At 40.9% G+C, this 19,327-nt stretch carries 24 protein-coding genes; 16 read left to right on the top strand and 8 right to left on the bottom strand.

Going from position 1 to position 19,327, the window contains the following annotated elements; all coding sequences use genetic code 11:
- Positions 1-107 precede the first annotated feature (107 nt).
- Positions 108-1,085, top strand: a complete 978-nt coding sequence (locus tag BN1067_RS15900) for an NAD(P)H-dependent flavin oxidoreductase (RefSeq protein WP_053219809.1) — start codon at positions 108-110, stop codon at positions 1,083-1,085.
- Positions 1,082-1,351 (top strand): UPF0223 family protein, encoded by a 270-nt coding sequence (locus BN1067_RS15895; protein ID WP_053219808.1) that lies wholly within the window; start codon positions 1,082-1,084, stop codon positions 1,349-1,351. The genes BN1067_RS15900 and BN1067_RS15895 overlap by 4 nt, the downstream gene beginning before the upstream one ends.
- Positions 1,352-1,538: 187 nt before the next feature.
- Here BN1067_RS15895 and BN1067_RS15890 read toward each other — a convergent pair whose 3' ends face one another.
- Positions 1,539-2,156 carry a YktB family protein gene (locus tag BN1067_RS15890; protein WP_053219807.1) on the bottom strand — a complete coding sequence of 206 codons (618 nt, stop codon included), beginning with the start codon at positions 2,154-2,156 and terminating at the stop codon, positions 1,539-1,541.
- Positions 2,157-2,329: 173 nt separating this feature from the next.
- Here BN1067_RS15890 and BN1067_RS15885 point away from each other — a divergent pair, with 173 nt between their 5' ends.
- Positions 2,330-2,515, top strand: a complete 186-nt coding sequence (locus BN1067_RS15885; RefSeq protein WP_053219805.1) for a hypothetical protein — start codon at positions 2,330-2,332, stop codon at positions 2,513-2,515.
- 229 nt (positions 2,516-2,744) lie between these two features.
- Here the strand turns inward: BN1067_RS15885 and BN1067_RS15880 are convergent, their stop codons facing one another.
- Positions 2,745-3,371: a YktB family protein gene (locus BN1067_RS15880; protein WP_053219806.1), complete on the bottom strand. Its 627-nt coding sequence runs from the start codon at positions 3,369-3,371 to the stop codon at positions 2,745-2,747.
- Between the two features lie 173 nt (positions 3,372-3,544).
- On the opposite strand from BN1067_RS15880, the gene BN1067_RS15875 reads away from it, so the two are divergent.
- Together BN1067_RS15875 and BN1067_RS15870 are read left to right on the top strand one after the other, a co-directional pair.
- Complete coding sequence (locus BN1067_RS15875) at positions 3,545-3,730, top strand: hypothetical protein (RefSeq protein WP_053219805.1); 186 nt, start codon at positions 3,545-3,547, stop codon at positions 3,728-3,730.
- Positions 3,731-4,038: 308 nt separating this feature from the next.
- Positions 4,039-4,842, top strand: a complete 804-nt coding sequence (locus tag BN1067_RS15870) for an inositol monophosphatase family protein (RefSeq protein WP_053219804.1) — start codon at positions 4,039-4,041, stop codon at positions 4,840-4,842.
- A 182-nt stretch (positions 4,843-5,024) separates the two neighbouring features.
- Here the strand turns inward: BN1067_RS15870 and BN1067_RS15865 are convergent, their stop codons facing one another.
- Positions 5,025-5,204: a DUF5325 family protein gene (locus tag BN1067_RS15865; protein WP_053219803.1), complete on the bottom strand. Its 180-nt coding sequence runs from the start codon at positions 5,202-5,204 to the stop codon at positions 5,025-5,027.
- Between the two features lie 136 nt (positions 5,205-5,340).
- Between BN1067_RS15865 and BN1067_RS15860 the strand changes: the two genes are divergently transcribed.
- On the top strand, positions 5,341-5,697 hold the full coding sequence (locus BN1067_RS15860; protein ID WP_234400716.1) for a YlaH-like family protein: 357 nt from the start codon (positions 5,341-5,343) through the stop codon (positions 5,695-5,697).
- 49 nt (positions 5,698-5,746) lie between these two features.
- Here the strand turns inward: BN1067_RS15860 and BN1067_RS15855 are convergent, their stop codons facing one another.
- The 3 genes from BN1067_RS15855 to BN1067_RS15845 form a co-directional block, all read right to left on the bottom strand.
- Positions 5,747-6,007, bottom strand: a complete 261-nt coding sequence (locus BN1067_RS15855; RefSeq protein ID WP_324777925.1) for a YlaI family protein — start codon at positions 6,005-6,007, stop codon at positions 5,747-5,749.
- 103 nt (positions 6,008-6,110) lie between these two features.
- A complete protein-coding gene (locus BN1067_RS15850) occupies positions 6,111-6,716 on the bottom strand; it encodes a YhcN/YlaJ family sporulation lipoprotein (RefSeq protein WP_053219802.1) in 606 nt (201 codons plus the stop codon).
- Between the two features lie 112 nt (positions 6,717-6,828).
- A complete protein-coding gene (locus BN1067_RS15845; protein ID WP_053219801.1) occupies positions 6,829-7,320 on the bottom strand; it encodes a hypothetical protein in 492 nt (163 codons plus the stop codon).
- 203 nt (positions 7,321-7,523) lie between these two features.
- Between BN1067_RS15845 and BN1067_RS15840 the strand changes: the two genes are divergently transcribed.
- Positions 7,524-7,805, top strand: a complete 282-nt coding sequence (locus BN1067_RS15840) for a YlaN family protein (RefSeq protein WP_026570491.1) — start codon at positions 7,524-7,526, stop codon at positions 7,803-7,805.
- Positions 7,806-7,986: 181 nt separating this feature from the next.
- Positions 7,987-9,189: a putative lipid II flippase FtsW gene (gene ftsW / locus BN1067_RS15835; protein ID WP_053219800.1), complete on the top strand. Its 1,203-nt coding sequence runs from the start codon at positions 7,987-7,989 to the stop codon at positions 9,187-9,189.
- Between the two features lie 87 nt (positions 9,190-9,276).
- On the opposite strand, the gene BN1067_RS15830 is transcribed toward ftsW, so the two are convergent.
- Positions 9,277-10,173 (bottom strand): COX15/CtaA family protein, encoded by an 897-nt coding sequence (locus BN1067_RS15830; RefSeq protein WP_199868542.1) that lies wholly within the window; start codon positions 10,171-10,173, stop codon positions 9,277-9,279.
- Positions 10,174-10,687: 514 nt separating this feature from the next.
- On the opposite strand from BN1067_RS15830, the gene cyoE reads away from it, so the two are divergent.
- The 8 genes from cyoE (at position 10,688) to BN1067_RS15790 (ending at position 18,188) form a co-directional block, all read left to right on the top strand.
- Positions 10,688-11,623: a heme o synthase gene (gene cyoE, locus BN1067_RS15825; protein WP_053219799.1), complete on the top strand. Its 936-nt coding sequence runs from the start codon at positions 10,688-10,690 to the stop codon at positions 11,621-11,623.
- 185 nt (positions 11,624-11,808) lie between these two features.
- Entirely contained in the window at positions 11,809-12,867 is a 1,059-nt protein-coding gene (gene coxB, locus BN1067_RS15820) for a cytochrome c oxidase subunit II (protein ID WP_053219798.1), read from the top strand.
- A 38-nt stretch (positions 12,868-12,905) separates the two neighbouring features.
- On the top strand, positions 12,906-14,765 hold the full coding sequence (ctaD, locus tag BN1067_RS15815) for a cytochrome c oxidase subunit I (RefSeq protein ID WP_053219797.1): 1,860 nt from the start codon (positions 12,906-12,908) through the stop codon (positions 14,763-14,765).
- Positions 14,765-15,382: a cytochrome (ubi)quinol oxidase subunit III gene (locus tag BN1067_RS15810; RefSeq protein ID WP_053219796.1), complete on the top strand. Its 618-nt coding sequence runs from the start codon at positions 14,765-14,767 to the stop codon at positions 15,380-15,382. The genes ctaD and BN1067_RS15810 overlap by 1 nt, the downstream gene beginning before the upstream one ends.
- Positions 15,383-15,385: 3 nt before the next feature.
- The gene (gene ctaF / locus BN1067_RS15805; protein WP_053219795.1) at positions 15,386-15,700 is read left to right on the top strand and encodes a cytochrome c oxidase subunit IVB; all 315 of its coding nucleotides are present in this window, start codon (positions 15,386-15,388) and stop codon (positions 15,698-15,700) included.
- Between the two features lie 448 nt (positions 15,701-16,148).
- Complete coding sequence (gene ctaG / locus BN1067_RS15800; protein ID WP_053219794.1) at positions 16,149-17,051, top strand: cytochrome c oxidase assembly factor CtaG; 903 nt, start codon at positions 16,149-16,151, stop codon at positions 17,049-17,051.
- 38 nt (positions 17,052-17,089) lie between these two features.
- The gene (locus BN1067_RS15795; protein ID WP_053219793.1) at positions 17,090-17,545 is read left to right on the top strand and encodes a DUF420 domain-containing protein; all 456 of its coding nucleotides are present in this window, start codon (positions 17,090-17,092) and stop codon (positions 17,543-17,545) included.
- A gap of 106 nt (positions 17,546-17,651) precedes the next feature.
- Entirely contained in the window at positions 17,652-18,188 is a 537-nt protein-coding gene (locus BN1067_RS15790; RefSeq protein ID WP_053219792.1) for a GNAT family N-acetyltransferase, read from the top strand.
- 55 nt (positions 18,189-18,243) lie between these two features.
- Here the strand turns inward: BN1067_RS15790 and ytvI are convergent, their stop codons facing one another.
- A complete protein-coding gene (gene ytvI, locus BN1067_RS15785; RefSeq protein ID WP_053219791.1) occupies positions 18,244-19,302 on the bottom strand; it encodes a sporulation integral membrane protein YtvI in 1,059 nt (352 codons plus the stop codon).
- Between the last annotated feature and the right edge of the window lie 25 nt (positions 19,303-19,327).

Raw genomic sequence — 19,327 nt, 5'->3', positions numbered from 1 at the left:
GTGAATGTGCAGTGTATCAGAAATTATAGCAAAACAGAAGGAGAATCGCTACTTTTAGAAAAATGGACAGGTTAGTGATACGATTAAGAAAGAAAGAGGGGGATTTTATGAACTGGGAAACAAGAGTGACGGATTTGTTAGGTATTGAGTATCCGATTATTCAAGGAGGACTTGCGTATTTGGCCTATGCGGACCTGGCAGCTGCAGTATCCAATGCTGGTGGACTTGGGCAAGTAACCGCTATGAGCCTTACAGATGAAAAACAATTACAACAGGAAATAGAAAAAGTGAGAAGCATGACAGACAAACCGTTTGGAGTCAATTTTGCCATTGGACAGCAGCGCCGTCCTTTTAAGGGAATGGTACAAACCGCAATTGATGAAGAAGTTCCTGTTATCACTGTAACTGGAGGTAATCCTGAACCTATCTTGGCAATGACAAAAGGGTCAAGCATCAAAACTATGGTCCTTGTTGCAGCTAAGCGACAAGCCCAAAAAGCAGAAGAGTTGGGTGCAGATGCAGTGATTGTTGTCGGACAGGAAGGGGGCGGACATATCGGCAGAGAGGATATGGGGACCTTTGTTTTGACGCCTCAGGTTGTCGAATCGGTTTCCATACCTGTAATAGCTTCTGGCGGGATAGGAGATGGAAAAGGAATGATGGCTGCTCTTGCTTTGGGAGCTGAGGGAGTGGAGATGGGAACCAGATTTATCGCCACTAAAGAATGCATTCATGCTCACCAGGCATATAAGCAAGCTCTTATAGAAGCGGGAGAACAGGATACGATGGTAATCAAACGATCACTCGGTGCTCCTGGCAGAGTGCTCCGTAATAAATGGACAGAAAAAATAATAGAGCTGGAGCAAGACAATCCTGGTTTTGAGGTTTTACAACCTTATATTAGCGGGGATTCCAACAAACGCTATATTCATTTGGGTGATGATTCGAGTGGTTTCGGATGGGCTGGGCAAATTTCGGCAAGAATAACCGATATCCCCAGTGTGAAAAATTTAATCGAAAGAATGATTGGTGAGGCCAACGATTTTCGAAGGACTTGGTCTGTAGGAAAGGAGAGGGACTTATGAATTATAGTTATCCAATCGATGAGACATGGTCGAAACAGGAGATAATTGATGTGGTGAATTTTTACTCATTGGTGGAGCAGGCATATGAAAGTGGTGTGAAACGTGAAGACCTTATGTTGGCTTATACGCGGTTTAAACAAATCGTTCCTTCGAAAAGTGAAGAAAAGCAGCTTTGTGGCAAATTCGAAAAAGAGTCTGGCTACTCTTGTTATCGAACAGTAAATAAGGCAAAAGAAGCAGACTCTGGAGAAAAAATAAACATGTAATATATACATACGAAGAAATCCAGGATGATTAAGGTACGCCTGTCATTACAAAAATGAGCCTGGGACATAAGCATTGCGACCAATATAAAATCCGAACGATGCCAATTCGTTCGGATTTTTGATTACCTTGCCTCCGGTTGATGCAGCTACTTTCTGCCGGAATTTCTGTTTTTGCCTGTCTCGTTTCTTATCGATTTGAAATGGCAAGCTTGTAAAAAGGAAGCAAGGTATCACAGGTTTGTTTAACTTCTTGTAACAATTTATCACCATCCTGTGCTGTGGAGCTATCAGGATCTATATGTTTTCCTACAAGAAATTCAGCTTTTTTAACATCCCTGAATCGGATTAAATCCTCTTCACGCAAGTCCGAAATCGGCATTGCCGCCTTCTTGGTGTGGTCAAGAGAGACTACAAAGTTTTCCGGCAGCTGTTTCAATGCATCCATATTATCCAGATACGTTTTTGCTATGGTTTGTTTTTCCGGAAGCTCATAAATCAATGCCAGCCATATAAACATATGGTCATCAAACAACCCTACCTGGAAATGAGGGTGCTTCTTGTATCCTCTTTTGTTTGCCGCTACGGCCAGCCAAGTATCTGCTGGAGGATTGACGGATCTCCTGGCGTGTTGGGCGATATGTAAAAACATTTCGTTACCGAGCTTTGCAGCCAGGTGATCTTTTAATTCATCACCGATAACTTGAAACTTTGGTTGGATTCGTTCTCTGATTGCTCCCATTCTGGCTTCGAGACCATCGATTTTAAATGTGTCGAAATCTTTTTTTGAAAATCCATTTATTTCCACATGCGCTCTTCCTTCCTTATGTTGCTTAGTACTTATTTTATCATAGTGTCCTACCAAGACAAATGGAACAGCCTTGGTTTAAGTAAATGGACAGGGGGGTATCTAAAAATTAACAAAACGTTAAAATTAGCAAAAAATTAACGACCATAAAAACCAAAGGGAAGGGGATAAAAGTGAAATACGTAATGGAAGCAATAAAAAAACGTGAGGCGGAAGAAAAACTGCCGGTGATAAAGTTGGAAATTGATTATGAATTAATTACCTTGTATGATGCTATGAAAGATAATGATCGAGAAGCAATGGATAATTCCAAAGAACGCTTGAATGAATTGCGACGTGAAATGCTTGCCCTATCTTAAAAGGAATGAGCTTCTGCTCGTTCTTTTTTATTACCCTTTTTCACTTCTTTGTTGCTTGTTTCAAACCTTCTATAAATTTACAATAAGAAAGGAAATGTAAAAAAAAGAGGTTAGGTAGATAAAGTACCGTGACTGTCCGCTCCGATGGGATTATTTTATTTTCCATCCTCTCTAAAGAATCATCCGGAAGATCGATGCTCTGATGAAAGCGAGTGTCATCCTAGAAATTTCAGGACGTATTCATTAGAATAAGGAATACGATGTAGTGGTTGTTTGGGTTAGATAAATAAGAAAAAAGGATGTTGGCTATGGAACTGGAAGCTAGACAAAAACTCTTTGAAACAGCGAAGCAATGGATACTAGAGGCGGNNNNTTTTTTAACATCCCTGAATCGGATTAAATCCTCTTCACGCAAGTCCGAAATCGGCATTGCCGCCTTCTTGGTGTGGTCAAGAGAGACTACAAAGTTTTCCGGCAGCTGTTTCAATGCATCCATATTATCCAGATACGTTTTTGCTATGGTTTGTTTTTCCGGAAGCTCATAAATCAATGCCAGCCATATAAACATATGGTCATCAAACAACCCTACCTGGAAATGAGGGTGCTTCTTGTATCCTCTTTTGTTTGCCGCTACGGCCAGCCAAGTATCTGCTGGAGGATTGACGGATCTCCTGGCGTGTTGGGCGATATGTAAAAACATTTCGTTACCGAGCTTTGCAGCCAGGTGATCTTTTAATTCATCACCGATAACTTGAAACTTTGGTTGGATTCGTTCTCTGATTGCTCCCATTCTGGCTTCGAGACCATCGATTTTAAATGTGTCGAAATCTTTTTTTGAAAATCCATTTATTTCCACATGCGCTCTTCCTTCCTTATGTTGCTTAGTACTTATTTTATCATAGTGTCCTACCAAGACAAATGGAACAGCCTTGGTTTAAGTAAATGGACAGGGGGGTATCTAAAAATTAACAAAACGTTAAAATTAGCAAAAAATTAACGACCATAAAAACCAAAGGGAAGGGGATAAAAGTGAAATACGTAATGGAAGCAATAAAAAAACGTGAGGCGGAAGAAAAACTGCCGGTGATAAAGTTGGAAATTGATTATGAATTAATTACCTTGTATGATGCTATGAAAGATAATGATCGAGAAGCAATGGATAATTCCAAAGAACGCTTGAATGAATTGCGACGTGAAATGCTTGCCCTATCTTAAAAGGAATGAGCTTCTGCTCGTTCTTTTTTATTACCCTTTTTCACTTCTTTGTTGCTTGTTTCAAACCTTCTATAAATTTACAATAAGAAAGGAAATGTAAAAAAAAGAGGTTAGGTAGATAAAGTACCGTGACTGTCCGCTCCGATGGGATTATTTTATTTTCCATCCTCTCTAAAGAATCATCCGGAAGATCGATGCTCTGATGAAAGCGAGTGTCATCCTAGAAATTTCAGGACGTATTCATTAGAATAAGGAATACGATGTAGTGGTTGTTTGGGTTAGATAAATAAGAAAAAAGGATGTTGGCTATGGAACTGGAAGCTAGACAAAAACTCTTTGAAACAGCGAAGCAATGGATACTAGAGGCGGGGGAGAATATCCGTGCTGTGATTAACGAACCCTTGAAAATCGATACCAAATCGAACGCAAATGATCTTGTTACCCATATGGACCAGCAAACGGAACAGTTTTTCATCGATAAAATCAGGAAGCAATTCCCTGACCATTCCATCCTCAGTGAAGAAGGATATGGAGATCAATTGGAAAGTGATAAAGGGGTAGTCTGGATTATTGATCCTATTGACGGAACCATGAATTTCGTCCATCAAAAAAGGAACTTTGCTATTTCTATTGGGATTTACCAAGATGGGATCGGGGAAATCGGGTTGATTTACAATGTGATGGATGATGTGTTGTACGCTGCCCAGCGAGGCAATGGAGCCTACCGGAATGAGGAGAAACTCCAGCCGCTAAAACAGGAACTCCCTTTAGAAGAGGCGATTCTCATTCTGAACAATTTTTGGACAGGGCCGAATTTGAAGATAGAAGAGACGAAAATGCAGGCTCTTGTAAGAAAAGTCAGAGGGACGAGATCGTATGGTTCTGCAGCTCTGGAACTTGCCTATGTGGCGGAAGGAATTGCAGATGGCTACCTGACAATGAAGCTGGCACCTTGGGATATTGCCGGAGGTCTTGTCCTTGTCAGCGAAGTAGGCGGCATGACGACTAGAGCAGATGGAAGTCCGATTCATATTCTCGAAGAAAATACCCTTCTATCCTGTAATCCCAAGATCCAACAGGAACTTGTGAGAGAATACATTGAGCTTAAGTGAAGAACTCCCATTCAGTAAAAATAACAGGAATTATGCTGATTTCTATGGAGGATCCTAAGTTCTATTTACAATTTTTTATCCTATCTAATAAAAGAAAAATCATCAGCTGTTCCCTGCTGATGATTTTTCCTGGTAAAAAACGGCTTTAGACCCTGCCCGAATGAAGTTTAATAGAATGACACTCAGGAAAGCGACTGTTTTTTCCGCTTTCTTGTAAGACCTGCCCCCATCAATAGAAATCCTGCCAAAATAAATAAAACCATCCATAAGTAGTTCCGGAAGCCAATAGCAATTCCCGCTGCTACAAAGCTTGAGATAACCAGCAAAGCCAGTAACAGCATAGGTAGTTGAATTTTTTTCATGGTTTCACCTCTAATCTTCTAACATAAGTATAACGAAATTTTCTGGCATTGAAAACGATATATTCTTATGCTAGCACAGTCGATTATGTTTTAGTATGATAGGGAGGGAGTTAATCGGAAAGAAGGAGTGAAAAAGGTGGAGGAAACAACGAATGGAATCGATGTCGGCAATAATTTGCCCATTGTCGATTTTCTGTTTAATACTGCGGCAAATGGAGACCTCCTTGTTGGTTTTCTTTTGTTGTACCTGACCATTGCCATCTTGTTGGCGATTAGTTATAAATTGGGATTTGCCAGAAAATTACCGCTGCTTAAGTCTTTGATTGTCTATATCTTTTTGTTTATCGGGGCTTTTGTTATAGCAATGCTCGGGCTTAAACTACCTATGGCAGAATGTCTGGTTATCATTGCGCTAGTACTTGGTATCTACCGATTCCGTCTTGCCCAAGATCGAAAGCGGCGAAATAACCAGACAAACCCAAATGAAAAGTAATAAAAAAGGAACACACCAACGAAAAGTTAGCGGTGCGTTCCTTTTTTCATTAAATCAAATGATTCTTTTTCTTTTTTTCTCTGTATAACTTAAAATTCCCACTTGCATGTCTTTCATTGGTGTTCTTTTCAACTCTGGCATAGCAAGTTTTACAAATATACATGTGGATTCGACGATTTCGTAACCTTTTCGCCTGTAAACAGTTGCTGTCTATATTTTCAATGATATCACATAAGACACATTTCACTTTCACTAGTATCACCTCGCGGTAACTCTTTCTACCATTGTAACATAGACAAGGGGCTTTCATCTAATGCTTATTCCTGAAAAAACGGGCCAATGACCAGGGGCTAAATAAAGGACCATCACCAAAAAATGATGGTCCGTGCAAATCAGCCTTGTTAAATGGCTTGTTATTGACTTTTTTGGTGATTGGATTGGTCGTTTTCAATATTGTCCAATTCCTGTTGTTCTTTTTGCGGTATTACTTCTTTATTTTGATCAGGCTCTTCTGGCTGATCATCATTGATAGGAACTTCCGGCATATACCTGCCTACAACCGCGGAAAGTTCATCCACAAATCCTTGGGCAGGATGTCCTTGTTGAATTTTATCTGCCATGTGCCTGATTCGTTCCATCCCGTCTGCATCTGCGATGACTACTGCTGTTTTGCCATATGGATCGTGGTGGAGCGCTTCCGCAACCGAGTATTTGATGGTGCTGACACGTGAACGATCTAAATCCTTATCTACATCTATGCCGACTACTGCATAAGGGCCAGCCACGACAGAGGAAGCATCATGCACATTAGGTACATCAGCAGCTAAACTGGCTAGGTGGTCCGCTATCTCCTGGTTGCTGTAATTTTTTTGCTGTCCGTCACCAGGGTCTGAATTTTCGACCTGTATGGTAGGATCCTGGTTTTGTTGGTCAGGCAAGCTTTTTTCCTGCTGGCAACCAACAAGCACAAGTCCGAGCGACAAGCAGCCTGTACATAGGAAAATAAACCGTTTAAACATAAGGCAGTCCTCCTTTTACTCCTATCATTTCAAATCTTTTTCAGTTTATGCATGGGTTGGAGTAAAAGCGGCATGCGCCTCGTTTAAGAAAAGTTAAAAGAAAATAGGGAATTCACTCAATGATTATTTTGGTCACGCCTTCAATCGGTTCTGTTCGATCGGAACCATCCGCAAAATATATATGTACCGGACCGTTATTTTGTATTGGTTTTCCGTTTTCTGCGAATAAGAACAAGGCGTTTTCCAAATTTGATAAAGATATGATTTCCTCATGGCCATTCAAAACAAGCCTGGCTTGACTGGCATTTGATTCAATTTCAGCTGTATTAAGAAAATCCTTGATCGGCATCACGTATGTTCCTTTGAGGATTTGTTCTTTCTCAAAGCGTTTGATGCTTCGGTTAACTGGTGGTTTGCTGCTTTGGTTGACTTCGCGCTCCCAACGGGTGGAGGCTTGTCTCAACGCTTCTTCTTCATCCTTCTCCTGGTGTTTATCGAAAGCAGTAAACGCCTTTTCAAACTCAATTTTGCGATCATCAAAGATCCACACAGTGGGATCCAATGTAATGTTATATTTTACTTTTCCCGTCAGCTGGACAATCATCCGTAACCAGTCCCTTTCTATTTCTATTATAGTATTCGTTTACAAGAATAGCAGACTTCGCCTGGAAATTCATCTCTCCAAATAAAATGAAACCCTGTTGAAAAATAGGTTCCATTCCAAAGTTATTTCTGTTCTTATCTTGCATTTTTTACGGACAACAGCTAATATAAATAGAAGAGAGTCTGTTAAACGGAGGGGATTTTGTGATACCTGAAGTGGCTGTTAGCAATCGTGATAAAGCCTATGCCCTTCTAGAGGCTGATGCAAATAAAATATTGAAATTGATTAAAGTACAAATGGATAACCTGACAATGCCTCAGTGTCCTTTATATGAAGAGGTTTTAGATACGCAAATGTTTGGTTTGTCGCGCGAAATTGATTTTGCTGTCCGTTTGAATTTGGTAAGTGAAGAAGACGGCAAAGCGTTGCTTGAAAATTTGGAAAGACAATTGAACGTGCTGCATGAAGCGGCTCAAAAATCGTAAAGAAGGACGGGTGGAATGCGGTCCGTCATAAAGACGAAAACCTTTGCCTATGACGGCGGGGTTTTTTTGTTACCAAGTACTATAAATGATGCGGTTGGGTCTCAAAAACATCCTTTTCCTCACGAATACGATAAGAGTCAAATGGGATTTGGCTACCAATACATAGTAAGGAGTCATCACATTGAAACAGAAATGGAAAGATTTAGATTTCACCCTTTTTATCACCCCGTTACTATTGTCTGCGTTCGGTATTGTGATGATTTACAGTGCCAGTATGGTAATTGCAGTTGTAAAGAATGAGGTGCCAAGTAATTTTTTCATGCTTCGGCAACTAATGTGGTTTGGCATTGGCCTTGTTTTTTATTTGTTTTGCAGCATGTTTGCTTATCGCCATTATCAAAAGCTTATCAAGCCGATGATCATGATGATATTTATCTTGTTGCTGTCTGTTCTTTTGTTTGGAGATGAAGTAAATAATGCGCAGTCATGGCTGGTTATCGGACCATTAAGATTGCAGCCAGCTGAATTAGCGAAGCTGGGGCTGATCATTTATCTGGCATCAGCTTATTCCAAGAAACAACAATATATTGATGACTTTTTTAAGGGGGTATTGCCACCGTTAGTGATGACGGGCATTTTGCTGGCGTTGATTATTAAACAACCGGACATCGGTACTGCAGCAGTGATATTGTTGATAGCATCTACTGTCATTTTCAGTTCAGGCATAAAATTCCGTCATCTTTTCTTGGTGGCTGCCTCTTTACTCGTGTTAATCGGACTGGCTGCAACCCAAATGGTTACACCAGAACGTATTTCACGATTTACCGGAGCATATCAGCCTTTCGATGATCCCGACTTGAATGGCTTCCATCTGATTCAGTCTTATCTGGCAATAGGAACAGGTGGAATTACGGGACAAGGACTTGGACAAGGCATTCAAAAGCTGGGCTACCTCCCTGAACCACATACCGACTTTATCATGGCCGTTATTGCAGAGGAGTTAGGATTCCTTGGAGTGTTTATCGTCGTGGGAATGCTTGCTACAATTGTCCTTCGTGGATTATATATTGCACATCAATGTAGAGATAGCTTTGGATCTCTCATGGCAATCGGTATTTCATCCATGGTTGGAATACAAGCATTTATTAACCTCGGTGCTATTAGCGGGCTTTTGCCTATTACAGGAGTGACACTACCATTTGTCAGTTATGGTGGTTCATCCTTGCTTATCCTGTTGATTTCAATGGGAATACTCAATAATATTGCAAAATCTGTGCGGGCAAATGAACAACGGATGACAAAAGAAACGATACCGGATGATAAACCATTCGAAAAAAATAGCAAAGTGGTAAGGCAGCGAAGGTCATGGTCTCAGCTGCAATGAAAGTTTCTCAATAGATTACATCGAAAAATAAGAAGCACCCTTTCCAATCCGGAAAGGGTGCTTCTTGTTGATGATTTGAGATTCCAACTATCGTTCATACTTCGCGCTCCTGGAAGAAAGCAAAACAAAATAACTTAGTACTCCGAAGAAAATAGAAATGACCAAAGCATGAAATAGGGCAGCTGCCAAATTAACCTTTGTAAAAATCACTAGTGCCCCCAATGCGACCTGGGCTACCATCAGGAAAGAAGCCGAAGCCCAACCCCAAAGCATGACACGGTTATGTTTATATTGTTGATAAATCTTCACCATTAAGTATAAGGTCCAAATAAAAGCTAATCCTGCTGCAAATCGATGCCCCATTTGTATCCACTGAGTAAAATGAAACTCAAAGTTAAAAGGAGTTCGGTTATCGCAGAACGGCCAGCTTCGGCATGCAAGACTTGAATGGGCGTGACGTACCAGTGCACCAGTATAGACTACGAGTAATGTGTAAATGAACAAACCGTAGAAATGGCGGCGAATTCCCTTGGTGATGATCAGGGAGCTTGCGTCAAATTTCTGATCGATTTCGAATATCAGCAATGTAAGCAGAAACACTGCCGCAAAAGAAATCAGCGAAATGCCGAAATGTAGAGCAAGAACAAAATCCGATTGAGACCACAATACAGCAGCTGCCCCAATCAATCCTTGCAATACTAAGAAGAAAATTGACACAAAGGATAAAAATTTCACTTCTCTAATATGACCGACCACTTTCCAGGAAAGCACCGATAAAATCAGGACAATAATTCCGGCAGCTCCTGAGACAAGGCGATGGCTTAATTCTATGATCAGCTCTGCAGACAGTTCGCCTTCACAAATCGGCCAGTTCGCTCCACAGCCCATTCCTGATCCGGTTTTGGTCACCAATGCTCCTCCTAGCAGAACGAGCACCATGATAGTAGAAGCTATAACAGATAAACTTTTTAGGAACTTAATCAAGGTTCCACCTCACAATCTTAGTGGAAGAGATTTTCAGGCTGTCTTCAGCCAATAGATGATCGTCGAAACATACAAGGGTTATACTACCATGTTTGCCGGCTATTTTCACTATAAAAAAAACGAAAAAAGCCTTGCATTGTTGATATTTGTTTGCTAGAAATAAATATGAGGATTTGATTCTCGTATTTAACGACGTTAAAGAGCTGATTTGACCGCTGTTTCGGTTCTGTCAAAATGATTAAAGGCTTTTATGCCTTTAATTTTATTTTGTCCTGCCGTTCACAAAATTGTCATCATTTCTTTTCCGGAAAAGCCGGTTTTACGGCGTTTAGTTAAATAGATTGAATATCGAATCCGTGATACAATATGGATATAACCTGCGTAGTTGTTAAAAATAGGTTATACTAACGACATTGACGATCAACCAGGTTTGAAGTAAGGGAAGCAGCATTAGAGGTTTTCCACTCCAGGCGATTGATTGCAAAGGGAGCTGGAAGGAGGGTTGTAGGCTAGAATGAATAAAGTAGAAGCAACTTCTTCTCATGTAATAGGGAAGACAGACAGCAAGGATAAGTCTGCTCTCTGGGCGGATATTATGGCTCTCATCAAAATTGGTATCATAAATTCCAATTTGATCACTGCTTTTGCCGGATTCTGGCTGGCACTGTATTTTACAGGAGGAATCCTGTCTGATTATTGGGGAAGATTGATATTAATGGTAGTCGGAACGGCATTGTTGATAGCCGGTGGCTGCATACTAAATAATTATTACGACCGGGATATCGACCCAGTCATGAAACGAACGAAAGACCGTCCGACTGTTACAGGTAGTATTTCGTTGAAGGTGATCCTTGGAATGGGGATTCTTTCTTCTTTGACAGGGTTTGTCCTCTTGTCGTTCACGACTATCGAGGCAGCTGTAATTGGTGCTTTCGGGTGGTTTGCCTATGTTGTCCTTTATACGATGTGGACAAAACGCAGATACACCATCAATACCGCGGTCGGCAGTCTATCAGGCGCCGTTCCACCAGTCATCGGTTGGGCGGCAGTAGATCCAAGTCCGCATGCTGCGGCTTTTATTTTGTTTTTGATTATGTTTTTATGGCAGACGCCGCATTTTTTGGCATTAGCTATAAAAAAATGCAAAGAATATAAAGCTGCGAGCATACCAATGCTTCCGGCTGTACATGGTTTTTCCATTACTAGAAGACAGATGGTTATTTATGTAGCATGCTTATTGCCTTTGCCTTTTTACTTGTTTTCACTAGGAAAGACATTTTTAATCATAGCCGGTTTGTTAAACGCTGGTTGGCTGATTATGGGCATAAGCGGCTTTTTTATGAAAAACAACATGAAGTGGGCAAATCTCATGTTTGTTTATTCTTTGAATTATTTGATGATACTATTTGTAACCATGGTATTAGTAACGCTTCCAGGTGTTGTTAATTAATTTAGAATACTATAACGAAGTTCACCTATAAATCGGCGGGAAGAGCGGCTTGTTCGAACCTTGTGTAAAAATATGTTACCTTGGGTACAACAACAAGCCGTCCTGTCTACATACTATGAACTTTACATCTGGGTATTCTAATTATTTAAATAAAAGGACACAAGAGAAAGAGAGGTATCATTCGAATGAAAGGTTGGATGGGAAAGTTCCGGGCACTTGCTTTATTCGGTTTCCTGACGCTTGTATTATCAGGCTGTGGGAAAGAAAACTTGAGTGCCTTAACACCTAAAGGTTATGGATCCAAAGCAGCCTTGAACCTTATCAATATTTCTTTAGGCGTCATGATTTTTGTGTTTGTTGTCGTTATGGTGATTTACGCAATTGTCATTGTCCGCTTTAGAAAAAAGAAAGGGCAAGAGGGTTACATTCCACCGCAAACAGAGGGGAACAAAGCGTTGGAAGTAATTTGGACAGTTATCCCTATTATTTTACTGGTCATTATTGCAATTCCTACTGTGGCCATCACGTTTGATCTGGCAGACGAAAGCGCTGCAGATGAATCAATCAACGTAAACGTAACTGGTAATCAGTTTTGGTGGCATTTTAATTACGAAGGGGAAGAAATTCAAACAAGTCAAGACTTATATATTCCTACTGGTGAAAAAGTGTATTTGAACATGAAAACCAGTGATGTCCTTCACTCTTTCTGGGTACCGGCACTGTCCGGTAAAATGGATTTGCATCCGGAAAACGAAAACACGATGTACATTCAGGCAGATGAAGAAGGGGTTTACGATGGAAAATGTGCTGAGTTTTGTGGTACTTCCCATTCGTTGATGGACTTCAAAGTAATCGCTGTTAGTCCCGAAGAGTACGACCAATGGGTAGAAGACATGCAAAATGTTGATCCGGAAGCACAACCGGAAACAGCAGACGCCCAGGAAGGACAAGAATTATTCGAGGAAAACAGTTGTATCGGCTGTCACGCTATCGGTGCTTCTCCAGCTGCGACGGGTCCGAATTTGACCAACTTTGGTGACCGTACTACGTTAGCTGGTGTGGAAGAACATACCAAAGATAATATTGTTGAGTGGATTATGGATCCGGAGAGTGTGAAACCCGGAAACAAAATGACAGACGCTAACTATGAAGTGAACCAAGAAGAAGCAGAAAAAATTGCTGAATATTTATTACAATTACAACCATCGGACATTACTCCTGAAAGTGCAGAGACAAACGAGTAATAAAAAGGGATGGAAGAGGTTAAGGGAGGTTTAAAAGCGTGAGTACTGCAATTGCGCAAAAAAAAGGCTTCGGCGCATTTATCTGGGATTACTTAACCACTGTCGATCATAAAAAAATTGCCCACTTATATTTAGTGGCTGGTGGTTTGTTTTTCCTGATTGGTGGCCTGGAAGCATTACTTATTCGTATTCAGCTAATAGAACCAGGTAATGATTTTGTTAGCGCAGGCTTTTATAATGAGTTATTGACGATGCATGGGACGACGATGATCTTCCTTGCAGCAATGCCTTTAATTTTTGCAATTATGAATGCTGTCGTTCCATTACAAATAGGGGCCAGGGACGTAGCATTTCCGTTTTTGAATTCATTGGGTTTTTGGCTGTTCCTGTTTGGCGGCCTTATTCTTAATTGCGGCTGGTTCTTAGGTGGATCTCCTGACGCGGGATGGACTGCTTATGCGCCATTGTCAACCGTATCACCGGGCCATGGTGTCGATTTCTATGTGCTGGGTCTGCAAATATCCGGTGCAGGTACGTTGATAGGGGGAATTAACTTCCTTGTCACAATTATCAACATGCGGGCACCAGGCATGACTTATATGCGGATGCCGTTGTTTACATGGACGGCTCTTGTTACAAGTACGCTGATTTTATTTGCGTTTCCAGCATTGACTGTTGGTTTGTTTTTGCTAATGTTTGATCGACTGTTCGGTTCAGGATTTTTCGATGCTTCGATGGGCGGTAACTCGGTCATTTGGGAGCATTTATTCTGGATATTCGGGCATCCGGAAGTATACATCCTAATTCTCCCTGCATTTGGGGTATTCAGTGATGTACTATCTACATTCTCGAAAAAGCGCCTGTTCGGTTATACAGCAATGGTATTTGCGACTACCTTGATCGGTTTCCTTGGCTTCATGGTTTGGGCGCATCACATGTTTGCAACTGGTTTAGGACCTGCTGCCAACTCTATTTTTGCGATTGCCACCATGGCTATCGCAGTTCCGACAGGTATTAAAATTTTCAACTGGCTGTTCACACTTTGGGGAGGCACGATTACCATCAATTCTGCCATGTTATGGGCGTTGGGTTTCATTCCTTCGTTCACGATTGGGGGAACTACAGGTGTCATGCTCGCCGCTGCAGCTGCAGACTATCAATATCATGATACGTACTTTGTTGTTGCCCACTTCCACTATGTTATCGTTGGAGGGGTAGTATTCGGATTGTTCGCTGCCATGCATTACTGGTGGCCAAAAATGTTTGGAAAAGTACTTAATGAAAAATTGGGTCAAATTACTTTCTGGACATTCTTTACTGGTTTCCATCTAACGTTCTTTATCCAACATTTCTTAGGTCTAATGGGCATGCCTCGCCGTTATTGGACATATTTGCCTGGACAACATTTGGATACTGGAAACTTGGTCAGTACTTTCGGTGCATTCCTGATGGCAATTGGTGCCATTGTCTTTTTGATCAATGTTATCTATACCTCCATCAAAGCACCAAAAGTAAGTGGAGATCCATGGGATGGCCGAACGCTAGAATGGTCAATTCCGTCACCACCGCCACATTACAACTTTAAGCAAACACCGTTGGTGCGTGGTCTTGATCCACTATGGATTGAAAAGATGGAAGGGCGGAAAGGAATAACCCCAGCAGAACCGTTGGATGATATTCATATGCCGAACCCATCCTTCCTGCCATTTGTTATGTCACTCGGCCTGTTCATCGCCGGATTTGGCTTTATTTATCAGGTCGACAATTTAGCATACCTGTGGTTAGTGTTCCTGGGAATGGGTATTACACTTGGTTGCATGCTTATCAGATCGGTCAAGGATGACCTCGGACACCATATTCACAAAGAAGACTTAGTAGAAGAGGGGGCTGAACAATAATGAGTGATCAAACATTGAATCCGGAAACACTGCCGGAACAGCCCGAAAGAGCAACCCTGGAAGGAAAAAATAAATTTTTAGGATTTTGGTTTTTCCTTGGCGGAGAAACGGTATTGTTTGCAAGCTTGTTTGGTACTTACCTGGCATTGAGAAATTCGACAAATGATGGGCCTGGTTCAGAGGAACTTTTCGGCTTGGAGCTCGTGTTTATTATGACCATGCTACTTTTGACAAGCTCTCTTACAAGTGTATATGCGATGTACCATATGAAAAACAACAGTTTTAGAAAAATGCAGCTATGGCTTGGCATTACCGTATTATTAGGCCTTGGTTTCCTCGGCTGCGAACTTTATGAGTTTTATCATTACATTCATGGAGAAGGATTCACACTTCGTTCTTCTGCATTTGGTTCTGCTTTTTATACGCTTGTCGGCTTCCATGGAGGACACGTTACATTCGGTTTACTGTGGATTATTGCTTTGATGGTGCGTAATGCAAAACGGGGATTAAACTTATACAATGCGCCTAAATTTTACATTGCCAGCTTGTATTGGCATTTTATCGATGTTGTTTGGGTATTTATCTTCACAGTTGTTTATCTGATGGGGGTGATCTAAGCGATGGCCGAGAACACCAATATTCATGAGGATTATAAACGGAAGAAAAATAAGGAAGAGATGAAACAACAGGTTATCACCTTTGCATTGATGATCGTTTTTACGCTCATTGCTTTCGGTATGGTGATGGCAGATTTGAGCAAGTTATTTGTCATACCAATTTTATTGGTATTGGCTGCTGTTCAAGTAGGCTTTCAGCTTTACTACTTCATGCATATGAGCCATAAGGGTCATGAAATGCCAGCGCTGATGATTTATGGCGGAGCAGCCGTTGCATTTTTGACGGTATTGACTCTATCGGTATTGATTTGGTGGTAAATTATAAGGGGCACGGGAGAAAACTCCCGGCCTCTTTTTTATGGATTTGTACTTAAGCCTGAGATGCAGTAATCCTTTTTCTATCCATTTTGCTGCTGGATTATCCTCGCTTTTAGCAGGCGGCTGATGAGCTTCTTCGAAACAACACTGCAGTACAGCACGAGTCCGAAGATCCCACAAGAAGCGAGCTTCTTTTGAGGAAACTGAGGAAGTACCCGCGGAAAGCATCGTATCTGCCAAATCGAATCCAAGCATTTATCATTATGTCGCAGTTTGTTTAGACAATGACAAACCGTTCTACATTGATTTTAAAAACTGGTTAAACGCGATATAATGGAGAAGTGTACAGGCGGTTAATCTGTTTTTAAATTGTCACAATACATGCTCGATAAGTTTTCGGGATGCGTTATAATGGAAGAAGCAATTTTTTGGATGGAGTGAGATTGTTATGTGGCTTGATTTACAAATTTTTGGATTTCGTGCCCTCTGGAGCCCATATTATTTATTGTTTGTAGTTGGTCTTGGCTTGTTATATTATTTGGTTACGGTTACTTTCAGGACGAGATTCACCAATGAAAATAAGCCAGATCGAAAACAAATGATCTATTTTCACACAGGGTTAGTGATTCTATATCTTATCAAAGGATCGCCCATAGATTTGCTTTCCCACATCATGTTTACTTCGCACATGGTGCAAATGTCGTTTTATTACTTAGTTTTTCCTATTTTTATCATCAAAGGAATTCCGGAATGGATATGGAGAAAAATTTTTGACGTTCCTGTTTTAAAGCAGGTGCTCAATCTGTTGACTAAACCGCTGATTGCACTGTTATTGTTCAACGGTTTGTTTTCCATGTACCACATGCCGGTTATTTTCGACTTCGCCAAAGCAAATGTGTTGGCCCATGCCGTAATAACTTCTGTGATACTGATAGCTGCATTCCTGGTATGGTGGCCAATTTTTACGCCTATCCATGAAAGGGACAAGTTATCTCCATTGATGAAAATAGGTTATATTTTCGCAAATGGCGTACTGATCACTCCGGCTTGTGGTTTAATCATTTTCTCCGGACATTCCCTTTATGCTACGTACAGTGAGACAAGTGGCTGGATTCAAGCGATGTCACTTTGTGTACCTCAATCGGTACTAAACGGTCTTCCGTTGACTGGCCCTCAGATGTTCTCGCCGATCCCGATATTGGAGGATCAGCAGTTGGGGGGAATCTTGATGAAAATCATGCAGGAAATTGTATATGGTATTGTTTTAGCAAGGATTTTCTTTGGCTGGTTCAAAAAGGGCGTAGACAAAGTTGATCCGCTTCCTGCTACCAATACTACAACTGAAGCATAATTCTTTTTTTATTCAAAACAGGGAGAGGTTTGAGTTTCATGCCAATATTGCCTACAATTAGCACGTTTTTTATTGTATTAAGCGCAGTACTTATTGCAATCGGCTGGTATTTGATTGCGAAAAATAGGTTCTCCGCTCATAAACGCACGATGATTGCAGCGGCAGTCAGTGCCTTACTGTTTTTTATCATTTATATGTCAAGGACAATTTTTGTTGGAAATACGAGCTTCGGTGGTCCAGATGACATCAAGTTATATTATACATTGTTCTTGATTTTCCATATCATTCTTGCAACCGTTGGGGCCGTTTTCGGGCTGGTGACATTAACACTCGCTTTTAAAAGAAGGATAAAGAAACATCGCAAAATTGGTCCCGTTACAAGCATCATTTGGTTTTTCACCGCCATAACCGGTGTAGCAGTTTATTTACTGCTGTATATTTTGTATGATGGTGGGGAAACTACTAGCATGATTAAAGCGATACTAGGTACCTAAGAAAAATCAAGTGGGAGTTGTCATTTCAGACAGCTCCCACGTTTATTTCTCTTCATCCGATGGTATATAGGCTATAAAAGATGTTGAACGAAAGGAACGATATATGATGGATATTGAAAGTGCGCGATTGCTTATAGAACCAATAACATTGGATGAAGGCCAAATGCTGGTTAAAAATCCAATGGAGTACTACTATGAAAAGCGTATCCCATATGATGTAGAGTGGCCCCATTACTCCTTGAAAGCATTGTTGCCATACTACCTCGAAGATTTGGAAAACAACAAGGTACCGCTTGGAATGGGACCGTGGATTATTCGGGACAAGCGAAAAGGACGGATAATAGGAGAAGCTGGATTTCGGTCTTTTGACGAAGAGAAAAAAACGGTGGAAATAGGATATAGGATTTTACAGAAAAGACAAAACCAGGGATATGCGACAGAGGCTGTAAGCTCTCTTTGCCAATGGGCTTTTTATCAACAGATAAAAAAAATCAGGGCATGCTGTGATAAGGAAAACATTGCTTCCCAACGAGTACTTAAGAAAAACGGGTTTAAAAAAGTTGCCAATGATAAAGGATTACTCGTATATGAAAAAAGAAGAGCGGTTCAAAAAAAGAGTTTTCAGGGAACCAACTCGTTATAAGCAAACGGCCAATCCAATGTAAGTTTGGATTGGCCGTTTTTAGAAGGGAAATTTATTATACTTTAAAGTTCCAGTTTATGATTCCTGCTTCCTTCGCGGAGTTAAAAGCTATAACCAACAATGGCCCGAGGATGAATCCGATGATTCCGATCAGCTGAAGGCCTAGATACATGGCAATGAGCGTTGCCAAGGGCGATAGCCCGATATGGCGTCCCATTACTTTAGGCTCTACTGTTCTTCTTATCGCCAACAGTATAATCGCCAATACAGAGAGTTGGATACCCATCACAGTGTCCCCGGCCAGAAGCATATACACCGCCCACGGCCCCAGTATGACAATGGAGCCGATAATAGGGATAAAATCGACAAGCCAAATAATAATTGACATGATGATCGCCACATCCGGGGTGATATAAAGTAGTCCGATTAGTGAAACGACAAATATGATAATACTGACGAGAAATTGTGCCTTTAAAAAACCAAGGACAACGTAAGACAGGCGGGCATTCATGAATTTTACCTTTTCCGCCGTTTCCTTTGTCAGATGATTATAGGACATTGCCTTCAGTCGCGGTAACTCTAACATGAACAAAAACAAGGCAATCAAGTACACGAGCAGGCTGACAAGATATTCAGGAACCTTTGCAGCTGCTGAAGCAATTTTATCTAGCTCAAAATATTGCTTCACCTTTGTGCTTAACAATTCAAGATTGCTTTTGAACCCGTCTTTCACCTCAGCAACGAAATCCGCAGGAAGGTCTTCTGTGAACCGATCCATGTCAGATTCCCATTCTGTAAACTTTGTATTAAGCTGGTTCACATAAGAAGGTGCGTTTTCAGCGAAATTAACGACATGTGTTACGGCTCTTGTTACAAAATAAGTTCCGACAAGACTGGTGATAAGCAAAAAAATCAAAAATACAACTGTAACGGATATTTTCCGATTCATTTTAAAACGAAATTGAAGCCATCTAATGGCCGGGTTTAAAAACATGGCGGTAAGCAGAGCCAGGATAAGCGGAATGGACACTGGTAAAATGAAATAACCAGCTATAAGAATAAGAATAGCAGCAATAATTAAAATCCATTGGCGTTTTGACAAGTAACGGAACAATTGATAATGTATCTCCTTTCCAGCG

Source organism: Virgibacillus senegalensis (assembly GCF_000821245.2).
Taxonomy (GTDB): domain Bacteria; phylum Bacillota; class Bacilli; order Bacillales; family Amphibacillaceae; genus Sediminibacillus; species Sediminibacillus senegalensis.
This window is presented reverse-complemented; position numbering and strand designations above follow the sequence as displayed.